This is a genomic window from Shewanella sp. 30m-14 (assembly GCF_052977125.1).
This window is the reverse complement of record NZ_JBRILW010000004.1, coordinates 46,575-62,123: the sequence shown is the minus strand read 5'-3', so window position 1 is coordinate 62,123 and position 15,549 is coordinate 46,575. Positions and strand designations below refer to the sequence as shown.

General features: G+C 46.0%; 10 protein-coding genes and 1 riboswitch. Of the genes, 4 read left to right on the top strand and 6 right to left on the bottom strand.

Annotated elements, in window-relative coordinates; translation table 11 throughout:
* The first annotated feature begins 21 nt into the window (after positions 1 to 21).
* Complete coding sequence (locus ACVBIU_RS04315; protein ID WP_447160962.1) at positions 22 to 1,404, top strand: sigma-54-dependent transcriptional regulator; 1,383 nt, start codon at positions 22 to 24, stop codon at positions 1,402 to 1,404.
* A gap of 230 nt (positions 1,405 to 1,634) precedes the next feature.
* On the opposite strand, the gene ACVBIU_RS04310 is transcribed toward ACVBIU_RS04315, so the two are convergent.
* The 6 genes from ACVBIU_RS04310 to ACVBIU_RS04285 form a co-directional block, all read right to left on the bottom strand.
* Positions 1,635 to 2,900, bottom strand: coding sequence for a dicarboxylate/amino acid:cation symporter (locus tag ACVBIU_RS04310; RefSeq protein ID WP_447163166.1), 1,266 nt, complete (start codon positions 2,898 to 2,900; stop codon positions 1,635 to 1,637).
* Between the two features lie 482 nt (positions 2,901 to 3,382).
* Positions 3,383 to 4,603 (bottom strand): phosphoenolpyruvate carboxylase, encoded by a 1,221-nt coding sequence (locus ACVBIU_RS04305; RefSeq protein ID WP_447160960.1) that lies wholly within the window; start codon positions 4,601 to 4,603, stop codon positions 3,383 to 3,385.
* Position 4,604: 1 nt separating this feature from the next.
* Positions 4,605 to 5,258 (bottom strand): hypothetical protein, encoded by a 654-nt coding sequence (locus ACVBIU_RS04300; protein WP_447163165.1) that lies wholly within the window; start codon positions 5,256 to 5,258, stop codon positions 4,605 to 4,607.
* A complete protein-coding gene (locus ACVBIU_RS04295) occupies positions 5,258 to 8,947 on the bottom strand; it encodes an ATP-binding protein (RefSeq protein ID WP_447160958.1) in 3,690 nt (1,229 codons plus the stop codon). The genes ACVBIU_RS04300 and ACVBIU_RS04295 overlap by 1 nt, the downstream gene beginning before the upstream one ends.
* Before the next feature lie 424 nt (positions 8,948 to 9,371).
* The gene (locus ACVBIU_RS04290) at positions 9,372 to 10,742 is read right to left on the bottom strand and encodes an alanine/glycine:cation symporter family protein (protein WP_447163164.1); all 1,371 of its coding nucleotides are present in this window, start codon (positions 10,740 to 10,742) and stop codon (positions 9,372 to 9,374) included.
* A 207-nt stretch (positions 10,743 to 10,949) separates the two neighbouring features.
* Positions 10,950 to 11,083, bottom strand: a riboswitch (glycine riboswitch).
* A gap of 386 nt (positions 11,084 to 11,469) precedes the next feature.
* Complete coding sequence (locus ACVBIU_RS04285; protein ID WP_447163163.1) at positions 11,470 to 12,174, bottom strand: DUF3581 domain-containing protein; 705 nt, start codon at positions 12,172 to 12,174, stop codon at positions 11,470 to 11,472.
* A gap of 312 nt (positions 12,175 to 12,486) precedes the next feature.
* Between ACVBIU_RS04285 and ACVBIU_RS04280 the strand changes: the two genes are divergently transcribed.
* The 3 genes from ACVBIU_RS04280 to ACVBIU_RS04270 all read left to right on the top strand — a co-directional run bounded on the left by ACVBIU_RS04280 (position 12,487) and on the right by ACVBIU_RS04270 (position 15,337).
* Complete coding sequence (locus tag ACVBIU_RS04280; RefSeq protein ID WP_447160983.1) at positions 12,487 to 13,665, top strand: porin; 1,179 nt, start codon at positions 12,487 to 12,489, stop codon at positions 13,663 to 13,665.
* 177 nt (positions 13,666 to 13,842) lie between these two features.
* On the top strand, positions 13,843 to 14,370 hold the full coding sequence (locus ACVBIU_RS04275) for an FMN-binding protein (protein WP_447160955.1): 528 nt from the start codon (positions 13,843 to 13,845) through the stop codon (positions 14,368 to 14,370).
* 214 nt (positions 14,371 to 14,584) lie between these two features.
* Positions 14,585 to 15,337 (top strand): hypothetical protein, encoded by a 753-nt coding sequence (locus ACVBIU_RS04270; protein ID WP_447163162.1) that lies wholly within the window; start codon positions 14,585 to 14,587, stop codon positions 15,335 to 15,337.
* Positions 15,338 to 15,549 lie beyond the last annotated feature (212 nt).

The window sequence follows — 15,549 nt, the reverse complement described above, 5'->3', positions numbered from 1 at the left end:
ATTTAATAGGATTGGTATCAAATGAAACTTGCTAGAAATATTCTTCTTGTTGACGATGAAGCCTCTTGGCTTAGAACGCTTTCTATCACGCTTAATCGCTTAGTACCGGAAGCGAAAATTGATACCTGCGTCGATAGCCGCCAGGTGATGAGTCGATTGCAGACCGGTGACTACGCCCTTGTGCTGCTCGATCTGACCATGCCATTTCACTCCGGCGAAGACTTACTAGAGATGATCCGTAGCGAGTTTCCTAAAACACGAGTGTTGATAGTCACAGGTGTGAACGAAGTTGACACTGCCGTGCGCTGCATTAAAAACGGCGCGTATGACTACTTTATTAAAACCGATAACGTCGACGACCTTGCCCGCACAGTGCGCCGCGCATTAGAAGTGGTTGGCCTTGAGCGGAACTACTTAAGGATTAAAGAAAGCTTTTTAAGCCGCACCTTAAATCGTCCCGAGGTGTTTAATAATATTCTCACCTGCGAGCCAGCGCTGCTTGACCAATTCCGCTATCTTGAGGCGGTCGCCTTAAGCCCTGAACCGATTTTAATTCAGGGTGAAAGTGGCACAGGTAAAGATGAATTTGCCAAATCGTGCCATCAGCTTATTTGTGCTGATGCGCCGTTTATTAACGTCAACTTAGCCGGTATTAGCACCTCAGCCTTTGAGCTGCAGTTATTTGGCCAAATTCATACTCAGGACGATGGCCAGATCAGTGCTCAAGCGGGGGTATTGCACCAGGTGCAAACGGGCTTACTCTATTTAAATGAAATTGGTGACTTGCCAATTGAAGCTCAAGCTAAACTTGTGGATGTGATTGAGCATAAACAGTATTACCCAATCGGTAGCGACAGAGCCTATCCGGTAATGTGTAAAATCATTACCTCGACCCAGCATGATCTGCTTGCACTTAATCAAGCGGGGAAATTTAGAAGTGATCTTTTATATCGCCTACGATCACACACAATCAAACTGCCACCATTGAGACAGCGTAAGCTAGATCTATCTATGCTTATCAATCACTTTATTAGCTTAGCAGCGAAGGATATGGGGCTTTCAGAGCCGCAACAACCCAGCTCACTGGCGCAGCAGTTATCGGAATACGATTTTCCTGGCAACTTGCATGAGCTTAAAGGCATGGTGTTTGATGCTGTCAGTCGCAGTGACGGGATCTCTCTTAATATCACCCCGTTTATGGAAGCAATGAACCTCAGCAAACCGGCTAATACGTCTGATAGCGACCAGTTTATCTTCCCTAAGAATTTGCCGACATTAGCACAGATGAGCGATGCGTTAATTCACGAAGCCTTGAACCGCACCGCTAACAATCAAACTGCAGCGGCGCAAATGCTTGGCATCAGCCAAAGCGCGCTAAGCCGGCGCATCACTAAAGAAAAGTAAGCAAGAAATAAGAAGTAAGAAGTAAGAAGTAAGAAATAGAAAACAAAAATGCCAGCAAGTTGCTGGCATTTTTATCTTTAATAACTAACGTATTTTACCTTTAATAACTAGCCTTGTTGATCTTTAACCATTGCGCTAGTCGTTCGCGTTAACCATTACTATTAATCAATCACGACTAGCCATTCACAATTAACCATTCACTCGTAATCGCTAGCAATAATCAATGGTGGTTAAAGCGAAGCTTGGGCTTGAGCCTGCGCTGCTAACTTAGCGTCACAGCCCTTTTCCGTTTCATCAACAATGGTGAGTACAGCAGTGTCACCCACTACGTTACACGATGTCAGTACCATATCAATTAATCGGTCAAGCGCTGCCACAATGGCGAAGGCTTCTACGGGAAGGCCCATTTGGTGAATAAGCACACCAATCATCACCATGCCGCCACCGGGTACGCCACCTGCGCCAACTGACAGTAAGAAAACACTGAACATCAATGCTGGTAGCTGCTCCATTGAAATTGGTGCGCCGAACGCATTAGCCACAAAGAAGATAGCAATCGTGATATAAATCGACACGCCGCCCATGTTCATGGTTGCGCCGAGAGGTACACCAAAGCCTGCCACTGCGCGGCTCACACCCAGCTTTTCGGTAAGCGTACGCATGGTCACTGGGATAGTGGCATTTGAGCTCGCTGTCGACAGTGAAAACAAAATTTGCTCGCGGGTCTTAGCGCGAAACTCTTTTGCTGAAACTTGTGTGAACATGCCAACGGCAAATGGATACACTACGAAAATCCACAACAACAATAAGCCTAAGATCAACGCCAGATATTCAACCACACTGCCAAATATCGCCGCTTCTAGTGTTGCACCAAGCTTTAACATCAAGGCAAACACACCGATAGGGGCTAATTGCATCACGACGCTAATCAACTTCATCATGATCTTGTTAGCAACTTGAAAGCCATTTACCGCGCTTTGCGCCGCATCGCCTAAGGATTTAATCACGCCACCAAGTAGCAGCGCCATAAAGATAACCTGTAGCATGTTACCCGAGCTAAATGCCGCAACGGGGTTGCTCGGCACTATGCTCACCACTAAATCTACAAGGTTAGGTAGCTCAGTGGCGACAATATCGACACCGCCGCCACTGGACATATCGACGCCTTTACCAGGAGCAAGCAATAACGCCACCCCTAATGCCGCGACAATAGCCACTAGAGTATTGATGATGTAAAAACCGAATGTTTTACCGCCTAGGCGGCCGAAGCTGTTGAGATCCTTAAGCTCGCACACACCGCAAACGATACTGACGAACACTAACGGTACCACTAGCATCATGATCATATTAACGAACATGGTGCCTGCGCCTGAGGCCAAGTCAACGATAGTGCCAGAGAATAAGCTGATATCAGCGAGGAAGTATTGGATGATAGAGCCAAAAATTAGCCCTGAAAATAGACCGATAAAGATCCGAGTCGAAAGTGATTTAGTCATTTGCTTGCCTTATTAGGACATGTCTTAACGCATGCCTTCTATTGCCTTCAATTTTGATGAATTATAGGTTTTCATCTCTATGTGCCAAGGATAGTGAAACATGCTGGCAAAAATTTCAATCAAAATGGCATAATAAGTTTTTGATACAGGCAGGTAACCACTGAGCACAATAGCAGCCAAACCATTGATAAGCAACGCTTTTTGCCAACCATAAAACACGACTTAAATTTCACAACTTTTACACCAGCAACATATCCGCATCATTTTCCACACAGAAACTTAAAAACAGAATAGTCAAAAACGTCACCAACAAGCCATGCGAAAGAGTAATCAACCACAAAATACCACACGCGCAGCACGATGCCGCTACCCCGAGACAATAACACCGATTAATGCTCATAAAAAAGCACCTTAAAAGGTGCTTTTTATTAAGCTGTTTTGCGGCCTATTAGGCTTGCTTTAGCCTTGATTTAGACTGGCGATTACGCCAACCACAGCTCCACATCCTTAATGATGAAGTTACCGCTATACACAGGATCTGGCTCACCGATATGCTCAAGCTCGAAGTAGCTACGATGCTCTTCTGGCAGGCCCTCATAACCGCAGATCACCTGATACAACCATGATTCTCTATCCCAAGGCAGACCATGCTCATCGAGGTAATCCAATGCTGACTGGCTCTTGCCCGAGTCGATTACGGCACAGAAATAGCCATCTACCGCTATCTTGAGCGGGTTATCGGGAATATCGAAATCTTCCACCTGGGTCAAATCTACTGAGACATCTTGCTCACGCATAACGCCAACATCATTTAAGCGGTCGATACGTTTAATATTTGAGACGATCTCTAATAACTCAGGCTCTAAGCTATGGTTTTGTACATCTACTGCCGCAGGCGCAAGAAGTGGCTCAGCGATATTAAACAACGCCGGGAGCTGCTTGTGGCTAACGTGATCTGCAGGGCGATAATCAGGGTGTAAGTCGGTATACAACAACCAACCTTTTAGCAATCGAGTACGGCCACGAATTTGGCGAAAACGCCCAAGCAATTCAAGTAAACGTGCCTGCACAACACTAAGCTCTTGAGTACAGTCACTTAAGGTTTCTTGCAAGGTGGTAACCAGCAGCTTTCTAAGCTCTCGAATATCACCAGCGATCTCACCGAGCTCACTAAACTGGAACATCTCAAGGCCATTTAGCAGCTCAGATACCTGGCTCTGAGCTAACTCATTTTCGCGGATTTTCGCGTTAATGCTGCCTACATAGCCAAATTCGTTGTTGATGCGGCTCCACAGCACACGAATTGAGTAACGTAGACCATCGGCAAAACTGTAAACATGTTCACTTAAGTCGGCAAGGTAAGCCTCAGAAGCTGCAAAGTCGACATTATGACGCGCCTCTTTATAGTGAGCAGCCAAGGTTTTAATGGTCGCCAGTGACGAGCCAACATTAGAGTCAATCTGACGATTACGCTCATCGCTCAAGGCTTCCTCAAGCAAGGCTCGCACCGAACGCTTAAGGCGCAGCTCCTGCTCAGGCTCTGGTCGCCACAAGATATCGCTTTTCTGTAGCTTATCGATGGCGCCAGCGTTGCTCTCATCAATCGAGACCGAGCCTGACAAGTAAACGTCCATCACCAGCTCTGCATGGCGTCCAAGCTGTTTTAGCAGCTTAACACCAGCTTGGTGTAAGTTACTGCTCATATTAGATCAGATCCCTTTGCGTTGCGGTCTCGGCCTGCGCTTCAAGACTTAAGCCTTCGGTCTCATCGATAAAGCGGATCACTTCATACAGGTAATCGAGCTTACCAGTGGCGATATAAATTTGCTTCTCACTGTTAGGGCGAGTCAGATAACCTAGCTCGACCAAGCGCTTAAACACTAACTTTATCTGTGCATCTACATTGGTACTGGTAGAGCCAAACAGGCGGTAGTGACTGATTTTGGCTAACTGCTCACGAAATGCTGGCGTGTCTTCAATGCGGGTTTGCAGCTCAGTTAAACGCACCGCAACACCTTCAGAAAGCGGGGCGTCTTGGCCACTGCCCTCTTGCACTAACACTAGCCACTCCACCAGCGGGATAAGCGCATTACAGATATCTTTAAACTGCGATGAAATGACTTTACGCTCGCTATCACCTAGCTGCTGATAACCACAGAAAAACACTTCGCCTTCACTGGCAGAGCCGATGGTACGGTTGATCTGGTTAAGGTAGTTTTCAACATGTTCACGAGTCGACGGACTTTTAAGTGCGCGCCAACCGTCTTCATCAGTGGTGCGGCAGATAAACTGACCTTTAAGTAAACGCTCGATCAGGGCGCTAGCCCCTACAATGGCGGTTTCGGTTACTTGGCTCATTACACGGCCTCCTGAGTGCGTCGCTGATTAAGTTTATCGGCGATAGGATTAACTTGAGGCTTAACCACCTGCAGTTTCTTAGTTTGTTTATTGATGATGTAACGGTTAGCAAACAGGCTCAACACCTCTGACTCTGGGTTCGGAAACGCGCCCAGTACTGAGATGTTGTTGTTCTCACAGGCATCAAAAATCTTCTTCACGTTACCGTGGTGCAAGGTACCTAGCTCATCAATCGGCCAGTGAATGGTCACCTCGGCGCGGCCACGAAGCAGACGGGTAAATGCCAGTAAGAACTTACACAAAATCAAGTAAGCCATACCGTGACTCGATGATTCATTTAGCTGTCTGTCGGTTCGAATAATCAAATCGCTATTGCCCTCTTTTAGGCGCAATTCAATCTCTAGCAGCTTAGCAATGCCACCTGACAGTGCTGCGCGGCCGATAATGTCTAACGCGCGGCGCATGCTGTTGGTGTAATCCTCGCCCGGTAAGTCATTAAAGCCATCGGCTTTCCAGCGCTTAAACGCCTTAACAAACTGCTCCAGCTCAGGCCAGAACTCAAGCTCACTAATGCGTGAACGAATTCTAACGGCTGATTCTGATACGCCGTCAAGGAACAGTTCTTCACCCACCTCGCGTGTAATACGCGCACTTTGTGAGGCGATACGGCGGTCGATATCGGCGAGTACATCGTAGAAGGCCGTTAAGTCGACACCAAAAATTCGCCCTTGCTCGCGTAGCGCCATAATCGATTGCGGCACCATCACGTTCAGCAGCTGCTCCAGCTGTGGCACCAACTTGCGGTAATCGATAATGCGAATGCCTTTGTCATTAACAAAGCTTGATTCTTCACGGGCGCGCTCCCAGGTCTCTGATAAACCTGAACCTGATTTGCTGGCGATCACTGAGTCAAAGTGCTCAACATATTGCTTAACTGAGCCCATCATAGAATCACGCTTAAGCAGTTGGTCTTCACCTTGACGCAAACGCTCAGACAGGCTGCCCTGTGCATCATCATTATTTGGCGGTAGCTTAAGCTCGCTCAGTTTACGCATCACGCTGCGCAGTTTAGTTAAGTTCTCCGATGCTTCAATTTGCACCGCATCAGAGCGCTTACGCTCACCATCTAGCTCGTTACGCTTAGCTTTAACTTCGTTAGCTTTACTCTTTAGCTGTTGCTCTAGATCTAGGCTGGCATGTTTAACTTTGCTCAGCTCAGATTGTAGCTTTGGCTTACGTTTAAGCCAGGTGTGCTGATACCAGTCTTCGTAACGCAATACTTCGCTACGGCGCTGCTCGGCTTTACTGATATTGCTTTCTAGCGTGCGGATCTCCGCTTTTAGGGCAACGATTTTGGCTTCGTCGACACCACGAGACTTAAGCTCATTCTTGTACCACTGCTCACAGGCTTTTTGCTCGCTTGCAGCGTGATCTCGGCGGTTTTGAATATTGGCTTTCACTTGCCCAAGTTGATTGTCTAATGCGCCAACCACTTCTTGCCAGTAAGCATTTTTCTCCATGCGCGCTTCAAGCGCTTGCTCTTTTTGCTCTGCAAGCCACTCCTGCTGCTGGCTTTGCAATTGCTTGATATCACTATCGATACGGGCAAGTTGCTTTTGCGATGCTGCTTTGCGCTCATTCAGCGCTTGGTTAATCTTTTCTTGCTCGGCGCGCTTGTCATCAAACAGGCGACGCAGATCATCACGGCTATTCTTATAAGCCGTACGGGCAAACGTTAGCTCGCGCAGCAGGTTATCCAGCTCAGTGTTGCTAGCAACTAAGATATCTTCCGCTTCCGCTTGCAGCTCTTTAGCGCTGGCTAACATCTCTTCGGCAGCGGCGTGCTTAACTCTTAGCTCTTGCTCTGAAGCGGCATATTCTGGCGCGTCGATAGCTTTTAAGTCGAGTGCAATGCCGTATAGCGCTTCTAGGTTGTCGCTGTTTAACTTATCGCTAATTAGGCTTGGGTGTAGATCGCTACGGTGCAGTAGCTCAGAGTTAATCACCTTACCTAAGGTGTTTTCCCAGCCGTTAGCTTCTTTACGTAAAAACTCCAGCAAGGTATGCGACTGCGGGAACAAAATATGTTGCAGCTCTTCAAGCTCACTTTGGCGCTCGGTGACTCGAATACCGGCGACACGCAGGCTCTCGTTGGCTTGATCGCGCTTGGCCCTAAGCTTACGCTCCTCGCTCGATAGGCGATCGACTTTAGCATTGCAGGCCTCTTGATTTTCATCCGCGCCAGATATGCGCTCATCAAATACCGCAAGGGCAAGCTTTTCATCTTCTGAGTAAGTCACGCTGTCGACGCGAACCTTAAGCTCAGCAGCAGAGACTTTGAGCTGGTAGGCTTGCTCGCTAAATTGGGCCTGGCCTTTTTCGGTCGATTCACGCCACTCTTGCTCAAGCTCAGCAAGCTCACTGCGGCCCACCTCTCTTTGCTTATCGCGCGACTCTCGCAGGCTATCTTGCTCTTGATGCAAGTTTTCTAGCTCACGGTTAAGGCCTTCGCCAATCTTGCTGCGACGGGCGTTATAAGCCGCCTCAATATCTTGATGCTTTTCAGTTTGTAACTTATGACGCTCGCTTAGGTTCTCTAAACTGCCGCGCCAGCTCGGTAGCTGCTCTAAATCTAACTTAGCTTGTTCAATGTCGGCGTCTTGGAAGTTAGCATGCTGATCTTCAATTGAGTCCAGCTCATGCTCACACTTAGCCACGTCACCTTTGGCGGCTGACAAGTCGAGGTTAAGTTCGTCGCGCTGCTCTTTCCACTCATCATCTAACTGACGCAACTGAGCATTTAAAGCTTTAGACAGGTCTTGATGATGCTCCTGGCGCTCAATTTCTGTGGTTTCGTCTTTGCTATAACCACGACGTAGGCTAGCTAGGCGCTGCTCGGTACTGAGTAATTGGTTAAACTCTTGCTCCAGCTTTTCAAACTCTGGGCGAATTTGCTCAAACCCCTGGATAAGCTGACTCTCACGGATCCACGCTTCAACACGTTGTGGATTAAGGCGAGAGCTAGGCGGATTAACACCGTCCTCTTCTAAAATGGCTGCGATCATTGATTTGATCGTTTCCATCTTGCCCTCTTTCGAGTGCACCGCTTTAGCCAGTTTTTCGATATGGCGCAGTGAATGCTCAGCTTCACACAAGGAGAACTGGCGCGCATAGTTGCGCAGTTCATTGCGATTACTGCCGGTGCTTAATAGCGCGCGATCATTCTGGATAATGGCGCGATATTCGCGAGTATTGAGCAGATTAGTTACCGCCACACCTGCGCGCTTCATCTCACGGCCAAGTTCAGCCATGGTGTAACACTGAATGCTATCCCCCTGTTTTGTCTTGATGTAATCCTCAAGCTCAAACCCCTTCGCAATAAAGCGGTAATTAACCCCTTTACCATCACCCGCAGAAGCGAGCACAGCCTGATAAGCGAGGCCGTCAGACTTGATGTATTCATAAATGATGTAGCTTGAATCATGAGGCAAGTACCAGCGCTCAAAGCTGTCACGGGTTGATGGCACCACTCGACTCGGGTATTCACCATAAAAAACCGGTACCAACCGCTGTAGGGTAGTTTTACCCGATGCGTTAGTGCCGCAAATATTGGTGTGGCCATCCAGAGCCAGTTCTACCACGCCAGGTAGATGAGTATCGATAAGTATGATGCGATTTAAGCTTGGCATTGCATTCCTTAATCCAAACAGAGCCGTAACGGTAAGCGCTATGGGCTTACATTAAGCTAAAAATGTCAGGTCTAATGTTAGGGCTATAAAAAATTTTGATGGTCACTAAATTAAAGGAAAGCACCGCGCTTGGCAATCGTGTCTAAGCGACAAAAGAGGCGGTTTGCTGTAATTTTGTGACCAAGTATCTGAAGCGAGATCATACGCCATTTTTGGGTATTTAGATGCTCAATCAATCGGCAGTTAACAAGCGACGCCATTAGCGAGAAACTTAAACTGACAACCAATAAAAAACCCGTCTCACCAATGATAAGACGGGCTCGAATTTTGACTTTGGCTAAATTACTGAACTCTTTACAAAACGCTGCAGTTAAGCACTTTTTTGTTCTTGTTAGCGCTAAGCATTACTGAGTGTACGAGTCACTTAAGCCAGCGAGCTTTGCGTTGCTAAGGCTTGCTGCTTAGCAAAATACTTGCGCGTCTCTTTTAAGATCACGTGTCTTAAACCTAAAATTGCAATCAAGTTGGGAATAGCCATTAAACCGTTAACGGTATCAGCCAGCATCCAGATAAGATCTAAGTGAATAAAGGCACCACCAGCAATCAAGGCTAGAAAGGTAAATTGATAAAGCTTAACCCCCTTCTCACCAAGACGACTAGCGGTTAGGTAATACCAACAGCGCTCGCCATAATAATGCCAACCTAAAATGGTGGTAAAGGCAAAACAAACCAGCGCAATAGTCACCACGTATTGACCTACGATTGCCGAACCTCCCGCTGCAAATGCCGCGCTGGTCATAGCGGCACCTGCGGTATCACCACTCCATACGCCGGTAATGATCAGCACAAGCCCTGTCATGGTACAGATCAATATGGTATCGAAGAAAGTCCCCGTCATGCTTACCAGACCTTGCTCAACCGGTTCGTTGGTCTTAGCCGCTGCAGCAGCAATCGGTGCGCTCCCCAGGCCTGACTCATTGGAGAACACGCCGCGAGCAATACCAATTTGCAGCGCCTGCGCAACGGTTGCACCAAGGAAGCCACCCGCTGCCGAGATAGGCGTAAAGGCTGAATGGATCACTAACTCAAACGCTGGCATGATCTGATCTGAAAAGGTAAACAGCACCCACATGCAGGCAAGTACATATCCCAGAGCCATCGTCGGCACCAGCTTTTGCGCCACGTTCGCGATGCGCTTAACACCGCCCAATGTCACCGCTGCAACCATTAAGGTAAGAACGACCGCGGTCACCCAGGCTGGCACGTCAAAGGCTATCGTCATGGCATCGCTAATCGCGTTAACTTGCGCAAAGGTACCAATACCAAAAAACGCGACACCCACACCGAAAATAGCGAAGATTTGAGCGAGCCACTTAAGGCCGAGACCACGCTCGATATAGTACATTGGACCACCGGCGATATTACCTTTTGCATCTGTGGTGCGGTATTTCACCGCCAGCATACATTCGGCGTACTTGGTTGCCATGCCAAAGAAGGCGGCAAGCCACATCCAAAAAAGTGCCCCGGGGCCGCCAATCTTAATCGCGGTGGCCACACCAACAATATTACCGGTACCAATAGTTGCCGATAGCGCGGTACATAAGGCAGCAAAAGAGGATAAGTCGCCCTTACCACTTGCAGGTTTAAACAATAAACCCAGCGCCATAGGCAGCTTAAAAACTTGAATAAGTTTGAGTCGAACTGTGAGATAAAGACCGGTACCGACCAATAGGCAAAGGGTAACAGGTCCCCAGACTATGGCATTGATATCGGCTAAAAGCGCGTGAAAATTCATGGTATTCCTCGAGTATTAAACAACAAAACTCTCTAAATAAGAGTTATTAATAATCGGAGGAGGAAAAGAAATGGCTGTTGCACATCACAGGCGTTTGCAACGAGCAATTGAGTCTAGCTAACATTACTAAACGTAAGTTAGGTAGAAAAAGGCGCAGCGACAAACGACAGTGACTGGTGTATGTGGTTAATATTAACCAACACAGTCATCCTCTCCTCTGTCCTTTTGCCTGAGCGTTTCGCGTTTACTCAGTGTATAGAGTAAACACTTTCGCCTTCGGCGCTGTGTGACAATTAAGCTTCGAACACTTAGCTGCTCACAGTCTCTCCAGAGGCTCGTCCAGTAACAGTCCTCACCACTATGTGGCACCTGAAAGAGTGCTTTGTTAACTGCGATTAGCAATAACAAAGTTGCCTCGTCGGTGTGGGGTTACTCCCCACTCTCCTGCTACCTTCATCCGAACGGATCCCTATCCTTGTCTAACCATTAGGGTCAGCAAGTGATTGGGACACGTAGAATGCGCCCTCTGCGCGCTGGCATCAAGTGAACTTAGTCACATTTTTAAGGTTAACCGTTCATTCGAGCGCTTTTAAATCAAGCTGGCGCTATTTTGTTCTAAAACTACAAAGCTAAAAAACATAAAAGCCACTCAAGCAAGTTAGCTTAAAGTGGCTTAAAGCAGGTATATAAAGCGCAGTTTTAATACCAAGTCGTATAAAAAGCTAACTTAGCCGAAGGCGATTCTGCGGCTTTCATAGGCATCAAACATCTTCTGCGCGGGCTCATCTTCGTATGGGCGCAGACCACTCATGACCAAGGTTTTAACCCCGGTACCGACTACGGTATCACCACTGAGTAGCTCAAAGGTTAGCGTCACATCCCCGCGTTTGCCTTCGATCGCTAGCTCTTGCTTAACCAGAGACAAGCTTACCTCGTTAAAATCTAGGGTGGTTAAATCAAAAGACATGCTCTCGTAGATCACCAAGGGGCGAGCAGGGTTAATCATCATCTGCTGCTGCTTCATCATAGGCACCAAAATGTGCATAAAATTAAGACCTGAGAACGCCACATATTTACGAATAAATGACTCTATCTGTGTCTCGCACTGACGCACATCACCGCTTCGATGTACTTCCAGATAACGTTTATCTTTGTCATCTCGGATATCAAAGTCTTCAGTAACAGCTGCAGGAAACTGCAACTTGACACCATCGCCAACCATACCGGCAAAGTTGAAGGTCATTTTCTGGCTTAAACCATACTCATTAAGCACTAAGGCGAATAACAGGTCGCCAGGAACACAAAAGCGTTTGGCAGCAACATCATGAATTGGATTAAAATCTTGCGCGACGATTTTGGCAAAATCACTCGCCTGCTGAGGAGTGATAGATACAGATTGATTTTCTTTTTTAAAATAAGAACTTAGAAACATATTCACTCAAAAATCTATTTAGCCATAAAAATGACCAGACAGTGTATACCAAGATTCAACTTTCACTCACCCGATGACTTGGTGAATGCCGATGAAATGAACCTGCACCGTCGAACAGAATTTTTTAGTCTAAATAAAGCCTCCCTCTAACCCCATGAATAAAAATTAAAAAAACCACAAATCGCCCAAAAAACTCCCAATAAAATCCAACTCAAACACAAACCTGAATGAGAATAGTTTGCATTATGATAAGCAATTGATACAATCTGCGACAAATAAAGCAAATTGATTTAACATTTGGGGAATGAAATGATGAAAAAAACCTTACTTGCCACAGCGCTAGTTGGCATGTTTGCGTCTCAAACTGCCGTTGCAGCCGATGATTCAGCAGAACTACGAAAAATTATCGAACAACAACAGCAAGTACTTCAAGATCTTGAAAAACGTCTCGACGAAACAGAAAAGCGTGTTGAACAAACTGCTGACGTTGTTGAAGAATCAGTCTCTGTATCGGTCACTGAAAGTTCGACGACTATCGGTGGTTATGGTGAGCTTCACTACAACAACATTACTGATAACAAAACTGGTAACGATAAGAAGTCCATCGATTTTCATCGCTTCGTATTATTCTTTGGCCACGAATTCACTGAAAATACACGTTTTTTCTCTGAGCTGGAAATTGAACACGCTCTATCGGGTAACGATAAGCCTGGTGAAGTTGAGCTAGAGCAAGCTTATATCGAGCATGACTTCAATCAAATGTTCACAGGTAAAGCGGGTCTATTCCTCATCCCTGTCGGCATCATTAACGAAACTCACGAGCCACCAGCATTTTACGGTGTTGAGCGTAACCCTGTTGAGAAGAACATCATTCCAGCAACATGGTGGGAAGCAGGTGCACTGCTAAATGTTAAAGCCGCTCCAGGCCTTGTATTTGATGGTGCTATCACTTCAGGTCTTAAAGTGGATGACACTTATAATATTCGTGGCGGCCGTCAAAAAGTTGCTAAAGCAGACGCCTCTGATCTTGCTTACACCGCCCATGTTAAATACACAGGTGTGACCGGTTTAGAGCTAGCAGCAACTGCGCAGTATCAATCTGATTTAACTCAGGGCGCTGCTGGCGTTGATAATGCCGCGGCGACATTACTGACAGCACATGCTATCTATTCTATTGAAGCGTTCACCGTTAAAGCACTGTATGCACAGTGGGATATAGACGGTAAAGAAGCAAAAGCCCTTGGTCGTAACGAGCAAAACGGTTGGTACATTGAGCCGTCTTACCGCATCAACGAAAGTTTTGGTGTGTTTGCTCGCTATAACGAATATGACAACAATGCGGGTAATAACGAAGACACTAAAATTGAGCAAACTAACGTAGGTATCAACTACTGGTTGCACGAGAACGTAGTGTTTAAAGCTGACTATGAAACCGTGGGCGGCGCTAAAGATGCTGACGGTTTTAATTTAGGTGTTGGCTACCAGTTCTAAGCTAAACAGCCCGCTCCCAATGACGTTAGCTCCAATGACGTTAGCTTCTGTGGGATTAGCTTTAACAACGTTAGTTTAAATGACGTTAAGCTAATGCAGGCTGTTACCAAAAGAGCGTCCAACTCGGGCGCTCTTTTAAAATCAATTCGAATAAGCTGTTAAAATAAGTTGTTATATATGAAGTTACCCTTAGTCATTTTTATCACTGCTATCAGCTTATCGCTGCTGACAAGTGTGGCGCACGCTCGCGGAACCTATCAAACTCCTGAAGACTTTATATCTCAAGCCTTTAATAGCACAGTTCCTAAAGCTAAAGTGCTATGGATTGATGACGAGACCAAAAGCGTAATTGAATCGATTCTCGCCCATAGTTTTAAAAAAATGCGTCTGCGTTATTGGCAACAAGGCGATGAAAGTGTGTGGGTGATGAATGAACTCGGTAAAGAAGCCCCTATCACCGTCGGCATTCATGTTAAAAACCATCAAATAGCCCAAACTAAAGTCTTGGTTTACCGAGAAAGCCGCGGTGATGAAGTCAGGCATGATTTTTTTACTGACCAATTCAAGTCAGCCAAGCTCACCCCAGCACTCAAGCTTGATACCCATATCGACGGCATTACCGGTGCAACATTATCAGTAAGAGCGCTGACCAAGTTATCACGTATCGCGCTTTACTTAGATGGGTATATCACCACCAAAAACTAAGTAATAACAACGACAAAGTGAACCAGAGTAACCTCGAGTAAAACCATACCAGTAACGGCGCAACATAACTGCAGTTCGCAGACATGATCTCTGTTGCACCGGCGCTAATACTCAGATGCGCTAATGGTACATCTGAGTAAATATCACTACTCTTGCCAATAAAAACAGTGCTAAATTATGCTTACCGTTTGCCTTATCAATGGCAGAGTAACTAATGAATTCTAAAGTCAAAATACTAGCGACAAGTTTGTTATGTCTGAATATCAGTGGCTGTGAATATATCGACAATATATTGCACCCAGATGATGGTAATGAAGTGATCGTCGATAACAACTTCAGAAATGATGCGCTGCAACTCGGTTTATCTGATGACACCATAACCCGTTTATGTACAGCGACAAATAAGGTTAGCGTTAAATGCATCACCCAATTTAATGTTGAAACAAGTCAACAAGAAGTCAGAGTTGAATACGCTTACAACGATGTGATTCAGAAAAATGATTACGCCAAAAGCACCGCTGTAAGCCGAATTATTTTTCATCTGCCCGCAGACGGCGCCACTGCCAATATTGAATTTGAAAACAGCCGAGTTTACCAGTTCAATGATGGTTATCAGTACACTTGGCAAGAACCCACTGATTTTGCTACAGCTGATTTGGTAAATGATGCCAAAGAGTCAATTGCAACACTCGATAATTTATCTGTGACAATTCGTGTATCTGATTCTCAGCTATCAAATATTTCTGCAGTTTCAATAAGTAATGATGATTATTCATTAACTGAAGCGCAAGATCTGATTAATGCAGCCAACAGCCTGTTATTTCCAGAATTAATCGTCAATGTCACCAGTAGTGAAGTAACAGTGCCCACCGATGCATCATTTGCGATGTTTACTACGGGTCATCGCGCTATTTTAGCTGATTATTCTTCTGTTTATTCAACCGCGATTGAACAAAGTTGGTTCTAGCTTTAAGGCTTAGTGAATGACCGACTAAATAGCCTACTAAGTGATTGATTAAGTCAGTAAGTGAGTAACTTTAAGTTAGTCTTTCCTTGAGTAGGCCTGCTGTTAGGCTGGCCTATTCGCTTGAACGACATTCTTACTCAACGCCATCAACCGCATTGCTTTATTCTCTATTTTGAGAAGTAAAGCACGACGAAAAACTAAACAACCCATTA

Coding starts and splice junctions, on each gene's coding strand:
- ACVBIU_RS04310 (WP_447163166.1), bottom strand. CDS start 2,900: ATGACTAAATCACTTTCGACTCGGATCTTTATCGGTCTATTTTCAGGG.
- ACVBIU_RS04305 (WP_447160960.1), bottom strand. CDS start 4,603: ATGAGCAGTAACTTACACCAAGCTGGTGTTAAGCTGCTAAAACAGCTT.
- ACVBIU_RS04270 (WP_447163162.1), top strand. CDS start 14,585: ATGAATTCTAAAGTCAAAATACTAGCGACAAGTTTGTTATGTCTGAAT.
- ACVBIU_RS04280 (WP_447160983.1), top strand. CDS start 12,487: ATGAAAAAAACCTTACTTGCCACAGCGCTAGTTGGCATGTTTGCGTCT.
- ACVBIU_RS04285 (WP_447163163.1), bottom strand. CDS start 12,174: ATGTTTCTAAGTTCTTATTTTAAAAAAGAAAATCAATCTGTATCTATC.
- ACVBIU_RS04315 (WP_447160962.1), top strand. CDS start 22: ATGAAACTTGCTAGAAATATTCTTCTTGTTGACGATGAAGCCTCTTGG.
- ACVBIU_RS04300 (WP_447163165.1), bottom strand. CDS start 5,258: ATGAGCCAAGTAACCGAAACCGCCATTGTAGGGGCTAGCGCCCTGATC.
- ACVBIU_RS04295 (WP_447160958.1), bottom strand. CDS start 8,947: ATGCCAAGCTTAAATCGCATCATACTTATCGATACTCATCTACCTGGC.
- ACVBIU_RS04275 (WP_447160955.1), top strand. CDS start 13,843: ATGAAGTTACCCTTAGTCATTTTTATCACTGCTATCAGCTTATCGCTG.
- ACVBIU_RS04290 (WP_447163164.1), bottom strand. CDS start 10,742: ATGAATTTTCACGCGCTTTTAGCCGATATCAATGCCATAGTCTGGGGA.